Genomic DNA, 16,313 nt, shown 5'->3' with positions numbered 1-16,313 from the left:
ACGGCACCACGTCCGCCTCGCATCCGACGAGGTGACTGCCTATTTTTACAGGGCCGACGGCAGACAGGCTCGTTTTCGGATCGTTCAGGGCACCACGGTCACCGGCCAGCGGCCCGCCTTGACCAACCGCACCGCCACCGAACCTGCGATTCGGTGGCCCGCAGTCTCGGACGCCCCCACTACGACCGCGTCGGTGCGCAGTTGCTCTGCCACGGCGATCAGCCCGTTGTACGGGTCGCCCTGCGCGGTCCGGAACTCCCACCGCACGTGTTCCCGATCCCCGAATCGTGCAGCGGAGGCACGGACGTACTCGAGCAACTCGTCGGCGATCTGCTGGCCGGTTTCGACGAGAGAGATGCCGGCCTGGCCCCACGACGCCGTCGCAATGGGTTGCACGTACACCAGCACCAGCAGAGACCGCTGTCTACGCGCGAGCCCTGCCGCATAGGCGGCGGCGCGCCAGGACGAATCGGAACCGTCGACACCCACCACGATCGACTTCGGACCGTCGTGGCCGTACTCGAAACCGGTGGATCCTTGTGCGTCGCTCACCAGTCGAGGCTACTGCCGAGACCCGTCCTATCGGCCACCCGATCCGGTGACGGTACGGTTGATGCACTCCGAGTCCCGGTCACTCGATGCTCACACACTGGACGGAAGTAACCAATGAACGACGAATCGCAGCCGAGCGGACCTCCAGCCGTTCCTGCAGGCTCCACCGACGGCCCGGTGACCGACCCGGCCACCGTGTTCGCCGCGCTTGCCGACATCGTGTACCGAGGTAGCAGCGCGGAAGAGATCTACACCGCGATCTGCAATGCCGCCGTGCTGATCGTTCCCCACTGCGATCACGCCAGCCTGATGCTGATGCGTCATGGAAAGCCCGTCACCGTTGCGGCCTCCGACGACGTCGCTCGTGTCATCGACGACATCGAGCGCGCCACCGGCGAAGGCCCGTGTCTGGATGCGATCACCAGCGAGGCGGCGCAGCTCGAGGCCGACTTCCGGACACCGACGCAGTGGCCCGCGATGGCACGCGGTGTGTTGAACCGCACGCCGGTGCGAGGGGCCATGGGATTTCGCCTGAAGGTGGACGATCAGAAGGTGGGCGCGCTCAACCTGTTCACCGACGAGCCGGGTGTGTTCGACTCCGACAGCGCGAGCAAGGCGATCATTCTGACGGCGTTCACAGCCGTCGCCGTTGCAGCGGTCATGAACGGTCAGGAGGCGTCGACTCTGCGTGACGGACTCGAGAGCAACCGTGAGATCGGCAAGGCGATCGGCCTGATCATGGCTTTGCACGATGTGTCCGGCGACGAGGCGTTCGCCCTGTTGCGTAAATCCTCTCAGGACCTGAACGTCAAGATCGCCGACCTCGCAGCAACCGTGGTCGATCGGCACAGCAAGGGCTTGGAGTCCTGAGCTGTGCGCTCAGTGCCCACTCTGGACCTTCTTGGGGAGCGCGAACACCAACGCCAGTGCCACGAGACTGAACGCGGCACTCACGGCCATCGCCATGGCCGCGCCGTGCAGAAAGCCGGAGCCGACGGTATCGGGGCCGGTGATGTTCAGAGATCCGAACAGCACACTGCCGATGACGGCGATGCCGATCGCGGAGCCGACGCGCTGCATGGTGGAGATGACCCCGCTCGCGGCTCCCGCGTCGTCGCGATCGACGGTGGCGACGATGAACTGCGCGTTGGGTGCGATGAACGCGCCGTTGCCCAGACCCGCGATGAACAGTGGAACCAGCAGCGTCCAGTGCGAGATCGTGTCGGCGGAGCTGCTCGCGAGGATGATCCACAGCCAGATCAGCCCGATCGAGACGAGCGAGGCCCCGAGTACGAGAACGGTACGACCGAGCCGGATCGTCAGCCTGTTGCTCTGTGAGGCGGCAATGATGCTGCCGATGGCGAACGGTATGGACACCAGTCCCGATTCCAGTGCCGTATTGCCCAGCCCGGTCTGCCACAGCAGCGAGATGGTGAAGAAGATGCTCGTGAAGGCGGCGAAGTAGACGAGCGCGAGGATCACACCTCCGGTGAACGCCGGACGGGTGAACAATCGAGGCGGCACCAATGGATTCTGTCCGCGGCCGCTCCGGATCACTTCCCATCGGCCGAACAGCGCGATGAGGCCGAGGCCTGCGGCGATCGTCAGGTAGGTCCACATCGGCCAGCCCGATTCCTGGCCCTCGATCAGCGGAACGAGCAGGGCGATGAGACCTGCCGAGATGAGCAACAGTCCGAGCCAGTCGATTCCGGGGCGGGCCGTCGGTTCGGTGTCGGTCTTGCTCGGGAGCAGCACTGCAGCCGCGACGAGACCGACGATTCCGATCGGTAGGTTGACCCAGAAGACCAGCCGCCAGCCGTTCTCGTCGCCGAAAGCCTGGATGATGAGGCCGCCCGCGATCGGTCCGAGCGCAGTCGAGACGCCGATGACCGCGCCCATGATGGCGAATGCCTTGCCTCGCACCGGACCTGGAAACAGCAGTTGAATGAACGCCGTGACCGCGGGGACGAACATACCGCCGGCCAGACCCTGCACGACTCGCGCGACGACCAGCTGCAGGTCGTCCTGAGCCAGCCCACACGCGAAACTCGCGAGGGTGAAGAGGGCGAGCCCGGTGAAGAAGACCCACTTGTGGCCGATCCGGTCGCCCACCTTGCCTGCCGGGATGAGAGCCAGGCCGAAGGCGAGTGCGTACCCCGAGATGATCCACGACAGAACCGATTCCGACGCTTCCAACGTGGTGCTGATCGTCGGGAGCGCCACGTTGACGATGGTGGTGTCGAGCAACGCCATGAACATTCCGAGCAGAAGGACCACGAGCGCCTGCCAGGCGCGTTTGGGAACCTCTGTTGCCGGTGGGGTTGCAGAGGCGATGCCGTCGGTCACTGTGTTGTCCTTCGTCGTTGTCGCCGGGCGGTATCGGCCGACCGATCCTCGGTCACTGGCCGATCATTGCCGTTGCGACGAAGACCCACGACAGTCCGCCGGCCAGAACCACGAACGCCGATGCGACGATTCGGCCACCCCACTGAGTCTCCACGAGGGATGTCTCCACGACAGATGTATCCACGACCGAAGTCTCGGCACGAGTTCCCTCCGAGACAGTTTTCGCGCCCGCCGTATCCATCGTCGTCATGATTCGATTCCCACCCTGCATCCGCGACCCTCGTCATTTCCGGCCGGTGGATACCCTGGGAACCCGCGCCGAAACTACCGTGCCGCGACAACCGCCTCCAGCGCGTCCAGAAATGGGTGCTGCGAGGCGAGCAACTTCGTTCTCGCCTGAGCGAGTGGAAACCACTCGACGCGGTCGACCTCGGGAAACGATGTCATGATGCCGGATTTCGGAGGCCATTCGATCTCGAATGTGTTGCTCACCGCATTCGACACATCCAGATCGGACTCGACGCCGAACGCGGTGACGATCTTCCCGCCGCGCTGCGTGACCGTGCCGAGTTCGATGTGATCTCCCGCCGGAACGTCGATCCCGACTTCCTCGCGAAATTCTCGCTGCGCCGCCGTCCACGGGTCTTCGCCGTCGGTGATCAGACCTTTGACGATCGACCAGGCTCCGTCGTCCTTGCGAGCCCAGAACGGTCCGCCGGGGTGAGCGATCAGCACATCCGGACCGTCGACTCCGACGCGGTACAACAGAATTCCTGCGCTCGTATCGACCACGGTCTCAGCCTGCCATCAATCCGGAGGAGAATGTCTTGCTGCACGCCGTGCCGCGAACCCGGGTAACAGTTATTGTCGACCGATGCAGGAGCGTGCAGCGTCCACCAGGCAGGCCGTACTCGAAGGTGCTGCCGCCAGTTTCGAGAAGTTCGGTTACGGCACAGCAAGTTTGAGCACCATCATCGCCCATGCCGGGGTCAGCAAAGGCGCGATGTATTTCCATTTCTCGTCCAAGGAAGATCTGGCGCAGGCCGTGATCGACGCGCAACTGGCCATGGCGGCGAGTGCGAGCGCCATCGTCATCGAGCGGACGCCGAAAGCGTTGGACGCCTTGATCCTGGTGAGCAAGGAGTTGGGACGCCAACTGCAGACCGAATCGATCGCCCGCGGGGGTATGCGGTTGACTTTGGAGTCGGCCATCGTGGGCAGTCCCAATGCGCAAGCGTTCGAGGACTGGGTCGGCAAGATGGGCGATCTGGCCGCACGCGCTCAGGCCGAGGGCGACATCGTCGACGGTATGGACGCACTCACGCTCGGCCGCTACATCGTCGCGTCGTTCACCGGCGTGCAGACGGTCTCGGAGATGCTGACCGGACGTGCCGATCTACAGCAGCGGCTGACCGAGATGTGGCAGATGTTGCTGCCCGCTGTGGTGCCGCGCCGACGCCTCCCGCGGGCGATGTCAGTTGCCGAGGACGCCCTTATCGACTGGAGCGATCGGTAGGAGCCAACCACGGTTCGGACGTCGCCGTGACGGACATCGCCGACAGCACCGCGCCGTCGTGCTCGAACTGAATACGGAAGACGCCGTCGGTGGAGTCCGTGTCGACGATCACCGAGCACGGGTTGGTCCACTCGGCGAATCCCATGAACCTCACCTCGCAGGAGGTGAAATCCAAGGCCGGTGTTCCGGTGGCCAAGCGTAGAGCCTGACGGGCCGCCTCGAGCATCGTGACGCCCGGCAGGTACTCGACCGAATGGTCGAACATCGCCAGGTTGCGCGGATCCGGCGCGACGACGATGGTTCCGTCGGATGTGTGCCGCGCCAGCACCACGTCGGACGGATCGAGGCGTCCGACGGAGGACGGCGGGACCACCTCGGTTCCGGCCGGCAGGAAACGGAAGTGGGGGTCGGCAACGGTCGACTTCCGAACCTGCGAATACACCTCGGGTCCGATGGTCCGGACCGACGCCGTCCCCGACGCGACGAGGTGGGTGCCGTTCAGGAGTCGGGCCGAGAGCTTCATGTTGTCCAGCGACTCGTTCTCGAACGTCACGTCGGTCGTGATCGACTCTGCGACGAGCGAGTCTTCGATGTCGTCGACCGACAGCGGGTCCAGGATCTCGAAGCGAGAGTGCTCGATGAACACCACGTGATCGAGTGGCACGCCGTGGTTGACGTGAGAGAAGAGGCTGATTGCCTGGCGTAGAGCCTCGGCCACCATCAACGAGTCGTGGGTTCGGCGAACCGGCGCGAACATGCGATGCGATGTGGGGAACTGGACCGCCGCCCGATGGGTGCCGTCGACGGTCTCGTAATCGGTCAACAGAACGTCGGCCGGAGACCGCCGATGCACGAGGTGTCGTGGAACGGTTGCTGCGTAACTCAAACTCATGAAGCCCCTTAAAACCGACCGACCCGGTTTTTAACAGCACTGTCGAGCCACCGGGATCGCTCGTTCAGTATGTCGCGGACGACCGACAAAACTGACATCGGTCGACGGGATTCATTCATTCGATATACAGAAATAACCGTCACGATCTGTTATCTAGCTCGAACTCGCGGTACCACATGTCCGGTACGTTCCTGCGCCGCGCCTTGGCTCCGGTGGCCTACCCCCGACAGCAAAAATCCCCACCCGGCGAACCGGACGGGGACTGCGCTCCCCCACCTGGACTCGAACCAGGAACCCTTCGTAGCTGCTTCCACGATTTTCTACTGATCGCAAACGTTCGTCCTTACCCACTCTGAGCTGCAATTAAATGCGGTTCGAGTGGTTGCAGACGATCGCGCCTAGTCGCCTGTTTTCGGGCCCGATCGGGGGGCAAAGTGTTGGGAAAGCGTTGGGTCGAGCTAGCTTGCACCATCAGGTGGTCGCAACTGCTCGATTCCATACCTTGCACACAAGTCACGAAGTCGATGCAGCTCCGACTGAGGGAACGGTGGATAGTGTTGCGCCTGGGCCAAGCGACGAGCTTGATGCAAATCGTCAACTAGCAGCCGTTGCTTCGATTCGTCCACAGGCGCACTATCGATTCCTTCGGAACCACCCGTCGCTGCGCCGTCGAGACCGCCGCCCTTCAGATGCGCCTCGATTCGCTCAGACACCTCATTTGCTTTGTCCACGAACTGCTTTAGATAGGTTCCACCAATTGCCACGTGCCTCACTCTGCCATCTCCGCGCTCATTCCGGGGTTGATCGATCACACCGACCTGCCGCACTCGCCTCAGAAGTGATGCGCCGATGCACGGCATGACCGACGATTGCAACAAGCCGACGGAGTTACCTCAAATTGTTCGAACGAATGTTCTACAAATGCTACAATCTATGCGTGGGGCAGGCACGTTCGTCTGACGTCTTGAGAGGGAAACCATGGCACTACTGTTGATTCAGCTGCGGCACGCCTTGTCAAGGACCGATGTACTGCCGCCTACTATGGATGATGTAGTCCAAGCCCACGCCGTAAGGGAGATCAGAGGTCAAGTGCTGTGAACGGGTTCACCGCCGAGCCAGCCGGGCTCACCAACGCAGCCATACAAAAGTATGCCGAACGCATTGGCGAACATCACCAGATCTACTCGGTCGATGGCCACGCCGACGTCGACGGTCTTTTGAAGATGCTCGGTGGCCGGATCGAGTACGCCATGGATGACGAATCGCTCCATGTGTTCGAGCCGGGTAACTTCACCGTCTACATTCCCCAGTTCACCTCGTCCAGACGAGATCGTTTCACGCTGGCACACGAACTCGGCCACTACTTCCTTCACTATGTGTACAAACGAGAGACTGCGGCGAAAGCCTTCGGGCGAGGTGGCCGGGACCGTGCGGAGACTGAAGCCAACGTATTCGCATCAGCGCTGCTTATGCCCGAAGAATACTTCAAGCGGCAGTTCCACCTGTGCAACGGCGACACGTGGTCTCTAGCATCGATTTTCGGTGTTTCTCCGAAGGCCGCCGATGTCCGCGCTGAGGTTCTGGGGACGCGTGCAGCCTTCCAGTAGCGGCAACCCGGTCTCAAGACTGTTCCTCTCATGCGATCTGACGGGGTCCACCAATTTCAAGCAGAATCTGAAGCCCAACGCCAAGGCACCCTGGCAGAAGGTGTTTCTCAGCTTCTACCGAGAGTTCCCCCAGGCAGTGGCGACTGCCCAACATGAACTCGGGTTCTCAAGACCTCAGTTCGATCTCTGGAAGCCGGTTGGCGACGAGCTGATCTACACGTGTGATGTGCGGTCCGAGCGAGACATCTACGAAGCCGTGCGTATATGGACGCGGGCGATGAAGGACTACTACGAGGGGACCCTCAAAGATGACACCTCGATGGGGACCAAAGGAGGTGCGTTTGTCGCGACGTTTCCAGGCCCCGACAGCGAATCGACCGTTCCCCGCAATCCCACAATCGAGAGTTCCGATGCCGATGTCGTGATGCTCAACCGTCAGGCTCTCGATGGACAACGTGACCACGACCAATACCTCTACGACTATTTTGGGCCGAGCATCGACACAGGCTTCCGAGTGACGAGTCAGTGCGACTCACGTTATTTCACACTGTCCGTGGAAGTTGCGCTGGCGATGCTGAGTAGGCAACTCACCCCCGATCTCGGGCAAGAAGACTTCACAGTAGACGATCTGGTGTTGCATCGGACCATCGAACTCAAGGGGGTGTGGCGGGGTCGGGAGTATCCAATATTCGCCATCGACACCCAACATGACGATGCAGTACACACGGCTCTTCGAACCATCAATCCAAGCCCAGTGCCCAATCATCTGTACACACTCTGTATGGCGTGCTACACCAGTGAGGGGTGGCCTTCGCAGCTCTATTTGCCAGAGTGCAGCAACAACCACTTCAACCAAGCACCCGTTGATGCCCTGGCAGACTACAAGGCCCAAAGTTCCGTCGGTGCCGAGGACGTGGCAGAAGACGACCCAGACGGACAAGACGAGCTTCCGTCGGACGCCCCTCTGGGCTGACTGCAGCGAGCCACCATGCGGAACCTCCTGATCGACGGAGAGCCACGGCTTGTTCTTGCTGACTTTTGCAGGTGCTCGTTATCCAAAACGTCACCCAACTCAAGGAACGGCTGGATGATTGGGTATGCCAGACATACCCCATCCAAGACACCACCGGTCGCACCAAGAAGGCCACCATCGTCAGCGAGCCTGGCATGTACGAAGTGGTCATTCGATCGGACAAGTCCGAGACTGTCCCGAACCACGGGATTGCGAACATGCCGTCTCCGATGGTTGCGGTCTAGCAACTTGGACCACAAGAGCCTATGAGCGGAAGGCACTGCCGGGCAATCCCCCGATCGTATGACGTCAATTCTGTGGGCGCATCGAGAATTTCGGGCCCTGGGGTTCAGATGTCTGAGCATTCCGGCTGATGACCGAGACCTAACCGCTGTCACCAGAGACAGTGTGGAACTTCTGCGCCGCCTCTCACGCGTAATACGCAGGCGCGCATACAGGTTGAAGCACTTAGAAGTACTGACTGTTTTCTCTTGTTATCCCTTGGTACAGAGCGGAGCGTTTGCTCTTGTCTGGACTGTTCTTCCGAGGACCGTAGGTCCGAGGTCTTGGGAGTGAGAGCCGACTGAGGAGCGGAGCGACGAAGGAGTGCTCTTACGACCTTCAGTCATTAGCTCTTTACGAACGCAGTGAGTAGAGCTTTATGGTAGCTCCGTAGGAGCTATGAAAAGCATTGAGCCGCGACCTCGACGAGTACTCTGTGGAATTTTGTGGCAGCACTACCTGGCCCAAGGACGTCTTGCTGTTGTCCTACGAGCTAGGTTTCGTTAACGAAGGGAATTGCATCCCTTAAGCACTTAAGAACGAAGTTACACCTGAAAATCGGTACATGCAAGACATCGAAGTGCTCTCCAGCCGAAGTGCCCAAGGGAAAGAAATTTGGCGGCTGGAGAGCTGTACCAATCATAAAACAACCATCGATCAATAGCCAGAAAGACCGGAGATTGTACGGCGATTGCTACACCTTAGGTACAGCTCTTATACAGTTCTATTACAAGGCGACCTAAATAGCTAGCCTCGCCAGCTAAACGGACTCTGCATGCCTTCACGGAAGCTCGGGTGACCGTCGACAGCCACTACTCCCAGAGGCTCCGGTGTGGAACACTATGGGTGTTCCGCTGCTCATGCCCCACGCTGGTCCGTCTCAGGTGGTGTGCGTTGCAACCGAGAGGTTCGTCGATCCGGTGGCCGATTACAGCGGGGTGCAACATGGTCGATGCAAGAAAACACGGATTGACCAATCCCCTCAGTTGTTGTCTGAAGATGCGGTTTCTGGTGTTCCTAGGCCACCAATCCGTTGCTCGATAATTGCCGAATCGCTGCGGACTTTGCAGCGACCTTCGACGTGCACGACTGGACTTCATTGTGTACCAGAACTGTCCGAAATCATTACAATCCGGTTATACATAGAGCACAATTACCAAAGGTTGCTCGATACTGTTCCGAATGCAGCGTAGCCCGCCCAGGTGTGGACGATTGATAAGGCACATAGGGATATTGGTACCGTCACGATCGCCACCACAGCCTGGTGCGCTCAGCTCACAATCTGACGTAGTCGATCAGCGGCTTCCTCGGGGTGGTCAACATCAATTGTCTCTGCGACACGCCAGGCTGGTGTCAGGACGCCGTCGCCCATGACATCCACGGCCTCAGCAGAGTAAACGCAACGAAGCTCATCGCTGCACCAGCGCTCCGTGCACCTTTTTCGCGTGCGTCGAAGGCTTGAGATACGGCCTTGGCATGATCAGTCGACGGGTGGTGGAGCTGCAGGCGGTGCATGAGGTGGCGCTGGCCATTCACGTAGCTGTAGTCGAACTCCACGTCGTCGGAATCGGTTCCGCTGGGCCCCATTCGGCCTCAACCGTGACGTCGAGCGGAGCTTGAATCTGAGCGCGACTTCCAGGGCACTCGAACGTACCGTCGCAGTGCCCTGGCATGGGGTTCGGACACAACCAGGCAGGAGTTCGCGAACCGCGGACCGTTAGGTTGCCGCATCTAAAGGCTTCTGTGTATTAGTCCGCGTCGCCAAGGGAAGTTCGGTGAGTTGGTACCTGAATCTCCCGATAGACGGCCAAGGGCGTGATCACTATCCCGGGATGTTGCGGCGCTTCTGACAGACCGGTCCTCTCAATCATCCCTACGACTTGGGAGAGAAACTCTTCAAGCTTCGCTCGTCCGAGACTTTGGGTGCCCTGTGAGAACATGTCCTGAAAGCTACCGAGAGCGAACTGGCTTGACGGGCCTTGAACAGGAAGCCGTGCAATCTGGCCCACAACGGTCCACTGCTGCGCATCCACTCCATGTCGGACGAAGAGCGAAGTCCTCTCCTGCTCGATGTAGCGGGGATCGTCCAGGAGTGTGCCCACGAAATTGCACTCAGGTTCCTCAAGTCCGGCTGGGAAGCTGCGAACTACGACTCCAGGGCCGTAAAGGGCTTCTACGAACTTGTTGACCTGCGAGAACTCCACGCCGCCAGGCTTCGGGTTTGTTCCACCGAACGCAGCATCCTGTCGCTGCAGAGTGGACGTGATGTGACGAGGATCGATGATCCTTGTCGGGGCACTGAACCTTACGAGGTCGCCCTCGTGGAGGACCCTATGGAGTTTGCTCCGCTTCCACCGTTTGGGGTCGCTCGCAATATCGGTCACGTCCGTCAGGAACCCAGTTGCCTCCGCAGCTTCCTCGAACATCGCGAAATGCAGATCGGAAAGTGCTCGCGTCTCTTCAGCGGCGGCAGATGAGTCACTTTCACGGAGGACAGTTCCGAGACCGCGCAATCCGACCATCCATTTCTTATGGCTCTCCTCTGACTGCTTTACTTGTTCGGGAACCCCCTCGTACAGCTGTGCAAGAAGCGAGCGCACTCGATCTGCATCCACGTAGAAGAAGTCGCGAAGGAAAGGTTCACCTGACTCTGGGATTGTCGACGGGGTCATCTGGCGCACTTCTCGCTGATTGCTTTCGGCATGGGTACATCCTTCCACCGTGAGAAGCGATCGTCACAGGTCGGATGTCAATTCCGGGATACTCCCGTCTTGCCAAACTCATCAAGCCCGGCTGCCATCGATTTCGCATCTCCGGAATCGTTCCAACCAAGTCACGCACTGAGCACATGACCCCAGAAGGCCAGCCGAGGTTGCAAACTGGCTCCGCAAGCAGAGAACACCTGGCGATCACTTTGCCGCTCTAGGTCAGGAACACACCTGATACGGGTACATTATCTGACTCGATTTGGAAGTTGGAGGACGAAACTCGAACGCGCTGACCTCGATCGACGGCTCGATCTGGGGACCGGTAAGCGTGAAGTCATCAAGGGCGATGACCACGATGAGCGAGCTTGGGTTAACGGTGACAGACGACCGTTTGGAGGTCACGGCTTGAGTGCCGTCATCCGTAGTCTCTGTGAACGACCACCCCGCAGGCGAACCTGTGTCTCGATCGACCGAGATTGCAGGGCCCTCGCTGCCCTGCAGCAGCACCGTGACGCCAAAATCGCTGCCCACCAAAAACGTTCCTAGCCGGGCAGAGGATGTCTCCTGTGGTCCCGACGGGAGCACTCCCCGAAACGCGACAGAGAAGCTGACGGTGCCGTTGTCGAAGCCCTGCACTCCGGCGCTCTGAGCAACATACGGAGGACGCAGATTCGTCTCACCGAGATCGGTGTCCGGAGTCGCGTAGGGCTCAATCTCGCAATGCAAACTCAGTGGAAGCACGGACAGGTCTGGTTCAACTTTTGGTGGGCCACCAGAGGTTGTTCTATACACACCGACGATCACTACTACCGCCAGGGCCCCGACCAAGCCCAGCGCGACCCACAGAATTGTGCGTTTCGACCATCGGTTGCGAGATTCGTCGAACGCCATATGAAGAGACTCCCTCCGAAGCAGACGTGCCCGGAGTCCAACGGACTCGGCTAGTAGGCAGGCCATCTGATTATCCGAAGTTGGGATATAGATCGTTACAACGGTGCCCTATCGGGGTGGAGAAATCGATCTACTCAGATGAGTACAGGCAGCTCTGTCTGACGCTCCGCAAGCTGAGGGTCGAAGCAGGACTGACGCAGGTCAACGTCGCAGCAAAACTCGGCGTCCCCCAATCATTCGTAAGCAAGTACGAATCGGGCGAACGCAGACTAGATGTGATCGAGCTTGAGCACGTGGCACGTGCGCTCGGCACCACCGCCGTAAAAGTGCTTACTTCACTTCCGTAGGCCGCGGGAGCCATGACAACCACCAACAATTCATTGGAATGGCGACGGCAGGTACACCAACCTCTGGGCCCGCTAGATGCGCTCCACGTCCCGGCATGAAGCATGACACCGAGGGACTTAGCAAACAGCGCTGCAGCTAAGGGTTACCAGGAACTAGAAACACTCATCGTGTTCGGAGCGCCCAGCGGCAACATCTGCGGGGTACAGGGCGATGCGGCAGCGAGGGCATATGCCAGCAGGTGCACGTTCAGAGGCGCAGTCACATCGGCGGCAGGACGGACAGATCGGTTCGGTACACGTTAGGCATCGCTCGGATCCCGCCGTCACAGCAAATTCCTCGTTGCAGGCGTCGGAGGGGCACACCCGCTCCGACACCGACCATCTGTCGTCCGCATAGCGCTCGAACTTGCGCCCCACAACGAAAGCGTACGTTCCTCCCGCTAGAGAGACATCGAGCAAGACATCATCGCGGGTGGCTCCGGTGGAGTAGACGATCTCAGAGGTGGTGTTGGTACGACCACTGCTGGAACCATCCTCCAAGACCTTGGAGATTAAGCGCCCTATGTCAGGTTGCACCAAGCCTCGAGGCGGCTGGGCAAGAGCATCGTTCGTCGACATCCCAAACTCGACGCGGCCCGACAGATCGCAAACCACCGCGAAAAGCTGCCCACCGTCACCGTAGGAACGAACGACCCGTGTCAGTACAGCCTGCCGCGATGCCTGCGTTCTGTCGAAGAGGGATGACAAGGCCTGAGACGACAACTCTGCAGTTGGGTCTAAGAGTTGGTCAGGTATCAGCACGGTGGAGGCATAGACATCGCAGAGGCTCTCTTCGATCCACCCACGTAAAGGCCGACCGACTTGCCAGAGGATGTCCTGCCACTCTTCGTCGTACGCCTGCAGGTGGTGGGCAAATTCGTGCAGGACGGTGAAGTTGTCGCGTCCACTTCCGGTTCGCGCCAGAGTGATGGTCGGTGGATCGGGGCGATATAACCCATCGACCGAACACCCCTTGAGACTCCGGTCCGTGGTCTTAACTCGGATCGTCGAGTTCTCAGTAATCGCATTGACGGGATTCTCGAAAAGTGCGTCGCTTGGGATGCCATCAACCGATAGGGAACGCTCTCGAAGCCGAGCGGCGAGCTGCTCCAAGATGTCCTGCCGACGCCACATGTCATTGGACTCCACCACCGGAATCAAGGTCATTGCCCCTCCTTCATGCGACGTACTGCGTCCTCCATCAACTCGGCAGTTCGATTGGTGCCCGTTGCCGTGCGAGCGGCCAGAGCGAACTCTGACTGCAGCGCAAGCCGGACATCCAGCTCAGGCAGGTTGCGGGCCTCGCCGACAGCCTTGAGGTCGTCCTTGTAATGGGGCTTTCGCAACTCTCTCACCCACTCGCCCGATGCGGGCTCAAGAATCTCTCGCACATCGAGACCCCATGCGTCCGCAAGCAACTCAGCCTGCATTTTGGTGGGGACGCGGTCCTGCTTCAACAAACTGGCCGCATCGGGAACAGTCACACCAAGCGATTCTCGGACTTGGCTCAGGTTGGCACCCTGCTCCAATAGAACGTCCCGCCTGAGCACGCCGTAGCCGGGCAGATCAGTAGGCCACTCGTTGAAGCAGAGATGTTGGTACTGGCGCAGCAGTTCAGCGATGAAGGAGGGTTGGACGGGCTGCTCCCCTCCGAAGGCCTCGAGCGGGGGCGTATGACCAGCGCGGACCGCCGTCCGTACTTCCTCGACCATTTCGGTTGAAAGACCGAGTCCGACGCGCCGATGCAGCAGATGTCGTCCGAGGCCGGTCTCAGCGACAGGCCAGAGTGCGAGTTCCGCGTGGAGATCGGCACTCGGCAATCTGAGTGCTGGCCACGCCGCGGGATCAGGAAGAACCGTCACCGGCCAGGCAAGGACGTAGTCGTCCCGAACTCGGGAAATCAGCACCAGACCCACGGCAGCACCATCCCAGCTGAGCAGCCAGAGCTCCCCTACGCTTGGTTGGGGAGTGCTTCCGACCTCCCAGGCGCGGCGGCCCTGAAGTGGGATTAGGTCTGGAGCCTTGTCCAGGCTCAGGTGTTGCATACGTTCCTTCTTGTCAGTGTGCTGGTACACCAGAAAAACCGTTTCGGATCAGTATCCAATACGCTCGCAGAAGTCGAGAAATGCGCTCCGTGCAGGCTCCTGCAGGTGCCCGTAGAACGGACAGAGCACGTCGTCTCCGAAGGTTGCTCCATCAATCGTGTGCTGGAACCTCTCCGACCACCAGCCGGGCTTGTCCAGCTGACAGGTTGGGTCCGCAGGACTCGCAAGATCACCTTTGGAGTGGGTTGTTGTGCTTCTGCCGAGCGTCGTCCATAGGTTTGTGTTCGCGAAGGCAGCCACCACCCCGATCCTGCGGGCGGCCATGTGAGCATCGCCAGTAACCAAGATCATCGGATCTGCGCCGTATATATCTGCTGGGATCGGTTCGGTGTCGGGCACGACAGGACATTAGCGGGTATGACCGACAAAGTGCCGCTATTCGGGGATGACCCAAGCTGTGGTGGCCCCAATCCGCCTGCGACGGGCTCGTGATCGTTCTAGCTCAAAAAGCCGCCTCCCGCGTGCGACCCTGGTGACGGCCGTTTCACGATCACACTGCCTCGGCTTCACCTCTGCACCGGGAACTGCCTGTGGCAGAACCAAGCGCAGCGATAAACCAGCCGATGGCCTCGGTCTGCCGTCAAGAGAGTAAATCATTCAGTTGAACGACACTGCTTCAAAAACAATCCCCAAAAGCCTCGGGCTAGCTGTCTCAAAAACGATGGGTTTATGAGAACGACTGCGATCGGGGTCCGTGAAGCTCGACCCCGTCCGGACCAGCGGTGGCAGATTCTTGAAATCCCGTCTCAAAAGCTATATTCTCAAAACCCAGACGGACATGGGTTTTTGAGAATTGGAGCAGGATGGCCATCATTGGATACGCAAGGGTGAGTACAACTGACCAAGACCCACAACTACAGCTGGACGCCTTGTCCGGAGCCGGAGCCACACGCGTCTTCACAGACCACGGGGTCAGTGGCAGCAAGACCGATCGACCCGAGCTCTCTGCATGTCTCGACCACCTTCGAGAAGGAGACATGCTCACAGTGTGGAAGCTTGATCGTTTGGGTCGAGACACTCGGCATGTGCTCGACGTCATCTCCGAACTCACGGCAAGAAAGATTGACTTCCGAAGCATCACGGAGGGCCTCCACACGGATGGACCCATGGGTAGAGCAATGCTCACCATCATGGCTGCGTTCGCTCAACTTGAGCGAGACACGATGATCGAACGAACCCGTGCTGGACTGACCGCGGCAGCCAAGAATGGCCGGCGAGGTGGTCGCCCTCGCAAGGTCGACAACGTTCACGCCTTAAGGGCACGTGAACTCAGGTCCAAGGGCATCTCCACGCAGGAAATCGCCAACATGCTGGGTTGCTCATTGTCCACCGCCTACCGGTACCTCGCAGACCCCAACCTCGCCCAACTGACATCACACCCGTCGGCTCCGACCGCAAGTTGACCCTGATGTGACAATCTGTCCCATGAATCGCTTGCGCGCTGCTGGCAGAAGAATAGTGAATGTGCTGAACCACCTGGTAAGCCGCCTTTTGAGATTCGCCACCATCGCTGCGATAGCCCGAACGTTATTCCTCACCGAGGAGGAAGAGGGAGAGGAGGAGGGAGAGTTCGGTGGTGCAGTTAGACGTCCCCCACTACCTATACCGCCAAATCCGACCTTCGAGGCTTACAAAGCGCTCGTGGATGTCGCGCTGGTCACTCACAGCAGATTGGGGCGCAGGTGCCGGAGGCTCTACGTCTCCTCTTCCTGCATTTCGATCGCTTCTGCGGCGGCAGTACCCGTCTTGCTCGTGACGCCTGCTCCCGAGTGGGCTCCCGCGCTTCTGGGTGCCGTTTGCGCCGTGGTCCAGGGCATCGAACAGCTCTGCAAGAACAATGCACGTTCGCTCGAGCATCATCACGTCGCACAGAATTTGAGCGGTGCTCGGCGCAGCTTGATGATCGGTTTGGAGCGTGGTATCGGTGTACACCCTCACGTGATGGTCCCCGTACAACCTCATATGTAGGTGCTCGGCGAGTCCTGTCGTAACTCGCCCACGACAAGGGCCACCCTT

General features: G+C 59.8%; 17 protein-coding genes. 6 read left to right on the top strand and 11 right to left on the bottom strand.

What is annotated here, in order from left to right; all coding sequences use genetic code 11:
• Positions 1–84 precede the first annotated feature (84 nt).
• Entirely contained in the window at positions 85–552 is a 468-nt protein-coding gene (locus CH249_RS12605) for a universal stress protein (protein WP_032394471.1), read from the bottom strand.
• A gap of 114 nt (positions 553–666) precedes the next feature.
• On the opposite strand from CH249_RS12605, the gene CH249_RS12600 reads away from it, so the two are divergent.
• Complete coding sequence (locus tag CH249_RS12600) at positions 667–1,422, top strand: GAF and ANTAR domain-containing protein (protein ID WP_094682254.1); 756 nt, start codon at positions 667–669, stop codon at positions 1,420–1,422.
• A 9-nt stretch (positions 1,423–1,431) separates the two neighbouring features.
• On the opposite strand, the gene CH249_RS12595 is transcribed toward CH249_RS12600, so the two are convergent.
• The 3 genes from CH249_RS12595 to CH249_RS12585 form a co-directional block, all read right to left on the bottom strand.
• Positions 1,432–2,898, bottom strand: a complete 1,467-nt coding sequence (locus tag CH249_RS12595) for an MFS transporter (RefSeq protein ID WP_094682253.1) — start codon at positions 2,896–2,898, stop codon at positions 1,432–1,434.
• Between the two features lie 52 nt (positions 2,899–2,950).
• On the bottom strand, positions 2,951–3,082 hold the full coding sequence (locus CH249_RS28390; RefSeq protein WP_256988301.1) for a hypothetical protein: 132 nt from the start codon (positions 3,080–3,082) through the stop codon (positions 2,951–2,953).
• A gap of 140 nt (positions 3,083–3,222) precedes the next feature.
• Positions 3,223–3,690: an NUDIX domain-containing protein gene (locus CH249_RS12585; protein ID WP_094682252.1), complete on the bottom strand. Its 468-nt coding sequence runs from the start codon at positions 3,688–3,690 to the stop codon at positions 3,223–3,225.
• An 82-nt stretch (positions 3,691–3,772) separates the two neighbouring features.
• On the opposite strand from CH249_RS12585, the gene CH249_RS12580 reads away from it, so the two are divergent.
• Positions 3,773–4,414, top strand: a complete 642-nt coding sequence (locus CH249_RS12580; protein WP_032394476.1) for a ScbR family autoregulator-binding transcription factor — start codon at positions 3,773–3,775, stop codon at positions 4,412–4,414.
• Here CH249_RS12580 and CH249_RS12575 read toward each other — a convergent pair.
• Positions 4,392–5,306 (bottom strand): ScbA/BarX family gamma-butyrolactone biosynthesis protein, encoded by a 915-nt coding sequence (locus CH249_RS12575; RefSeq protein ID WP_045194788.1) that lies wholly within the window; start codon positions 5,304–5,306, stop codon positions 4,392–4,394. The two genes, CH249_RS12580 and CH249_RS12575, sit on opposite strands and share 23 nt — an antisense overlap.
• A gap of 458 nt (positions 5,307–5,764) precedes the next feature.
• A complete protein-coding gene (locus tag CH249_RS27575; protein WP_143544458.1) occupies positions 5,765–6,070 on the bottom strand; it encodes a hypothetical protein in 306 nt (101 codons plus the stop codon).
• A 330-nt stretch (positions 6,071–6,400) separates the two neighbouring features.
• Between CH249_RS27575 and CH249_RS12570 the strand changes: the two genes are divergently transcribed.
• Both CH249_RS12570 and CH249_RS12565 read left to right on the top strand, forming a co-directional pair.
• Positions 6,401–6,913, top strand: coding sequence for an ImmA/IrrE family metallo-endopeptidase (locus CH249_RS12570; protein ID WP_094682251.1), 513 nt, complete (start codon positions 6,401–6,403; stop codon positions 6,911–6,913).
• Entirely contained in the window at positions 6,897–7,886 is a 990-nt protein-coding gene (locus CH249_RS12565; protein ID WP_143544456.1) for a hypothetical protein, read from the top strand. The genes CH249_RS12570 and CH249_RS12565 overlap by 17 nt, the downstream gene beginning before the upstream one ends.
• Positions 7,887–9,955: 2,069 nt before the next feature.
• Here the strand turns inward: CH249_RS12565 and CH249_RS12550 are convergent.
• Positions 9,956–10,879 (bottom strand): hypothetical protein, encoded by a 924-nt coding sequence (locus CH249_RS12550; RefSeq protein ID WP_143544454.1) that lies wholly within the window; start codon positions 10,877–10,879, stop codon positions 9,956–9,958.
• A gap of 255 nt (positions 10,880–11,134) precedes the next feature.
• Positions 11,135–11,806: a hypothetical protein gene (locus CH249_RS27570; RefSeq protein ID WP_143544452.1), complete on the bottom strand. Its 672-nt coding sequence runs from the start codon at positions 11,804–11,806 to the stop codon at positions 11,135–11,137.
• Between the two features lie 116 nt (positions 11,807–11,922).
• On the opposite strand from CH249_RS27570, the gene CH249_RS12540 reads away from it, so the two are divergent.
• Entirely contained in the window at positions 11,923–12,153 is a 231-nt protein-coding gene (locus tag CH249_RS12540; protein WP_094682245.1) for a helix-turn-helix domain-containing protein, read from the top strand.
• Positions 12,154–12,306: 153 nt separating this feature from the next.
• On the opposite strand, the gene CH249_RS12535 is transcribed toward CH249_RS12540, so the two are convergent.
• The 3 genes from CH249_RS12535 to CH249_RS12520 all read right to left on the bottom strand — a co-directional run bounded on the left by CH249_RS12535 (position 12,307) and on the right by CH249_RS12520 (position 14,636).
• Complete coding sequence (locus tag CH249_RS12535) at positions 12,307–13,359, bottom strand: ImmA/IrrE family metallo-endopeptidase (RefSeq protein ID WP_094682244.1); 1,053 nt, start codon at positions 13,357–13,359, stop codon at positions 12,307–12,309.
• Positions 13,356–14,108, bottom strand: coding sequence for a hypothetical protein (locus CH249_RS12530; protein WP_143544450.1), 753 nt, complete (start codon positions 14,106–14,108; stop codon positions 13,356–13,358). Before CH249_RS12530 ends, CH249_RS12535 begins: the two co-directional genes overlap by 4 nt.
• Positions 14,109–14,285: 177 nt before the next feature.
• Entirely contained in the window at positions 14,286–14,636 is a 351-nt protein-coding gene (locus tag CH249_RS12520) for a hypothetical protein (protein ID WP_143544449.1), read from the bottom strand.
• Positions 14,637–15,100: 464 nt separating this feature from the next.
• On the opposite strand from CH249_RS12520, the gene CH249_RS12515 reads away from it, so the two are divergent.
• Positions 15,101–15,700, top strand: coding sequence for a recombinase family protein (locus CH249_RS12515; protein ID WP_094682240.1), 600 nt, complete (start codon positions 15,101–15,103; stop codon positions 15,698–15,700).
• Positions 15,701–16,313 lie beyond the last annotated feature (613 nt).

It is taken from the genome of Rhodococcus sp. 05-2255-3B1 (assembly GCF_002258545.1).
Taxonomy (GTDB): domain Bacteria; phylum Actinomycetota; class Actinomycetes; order Mycobacteriales; family Mycobacteriaceae; genus Rhodococcoides.
The sequence above is the reverse complement of the archived record's forward strand: the minus strand, read 5'-3'. Positions and strand labels throughout refer to the sequence as shown.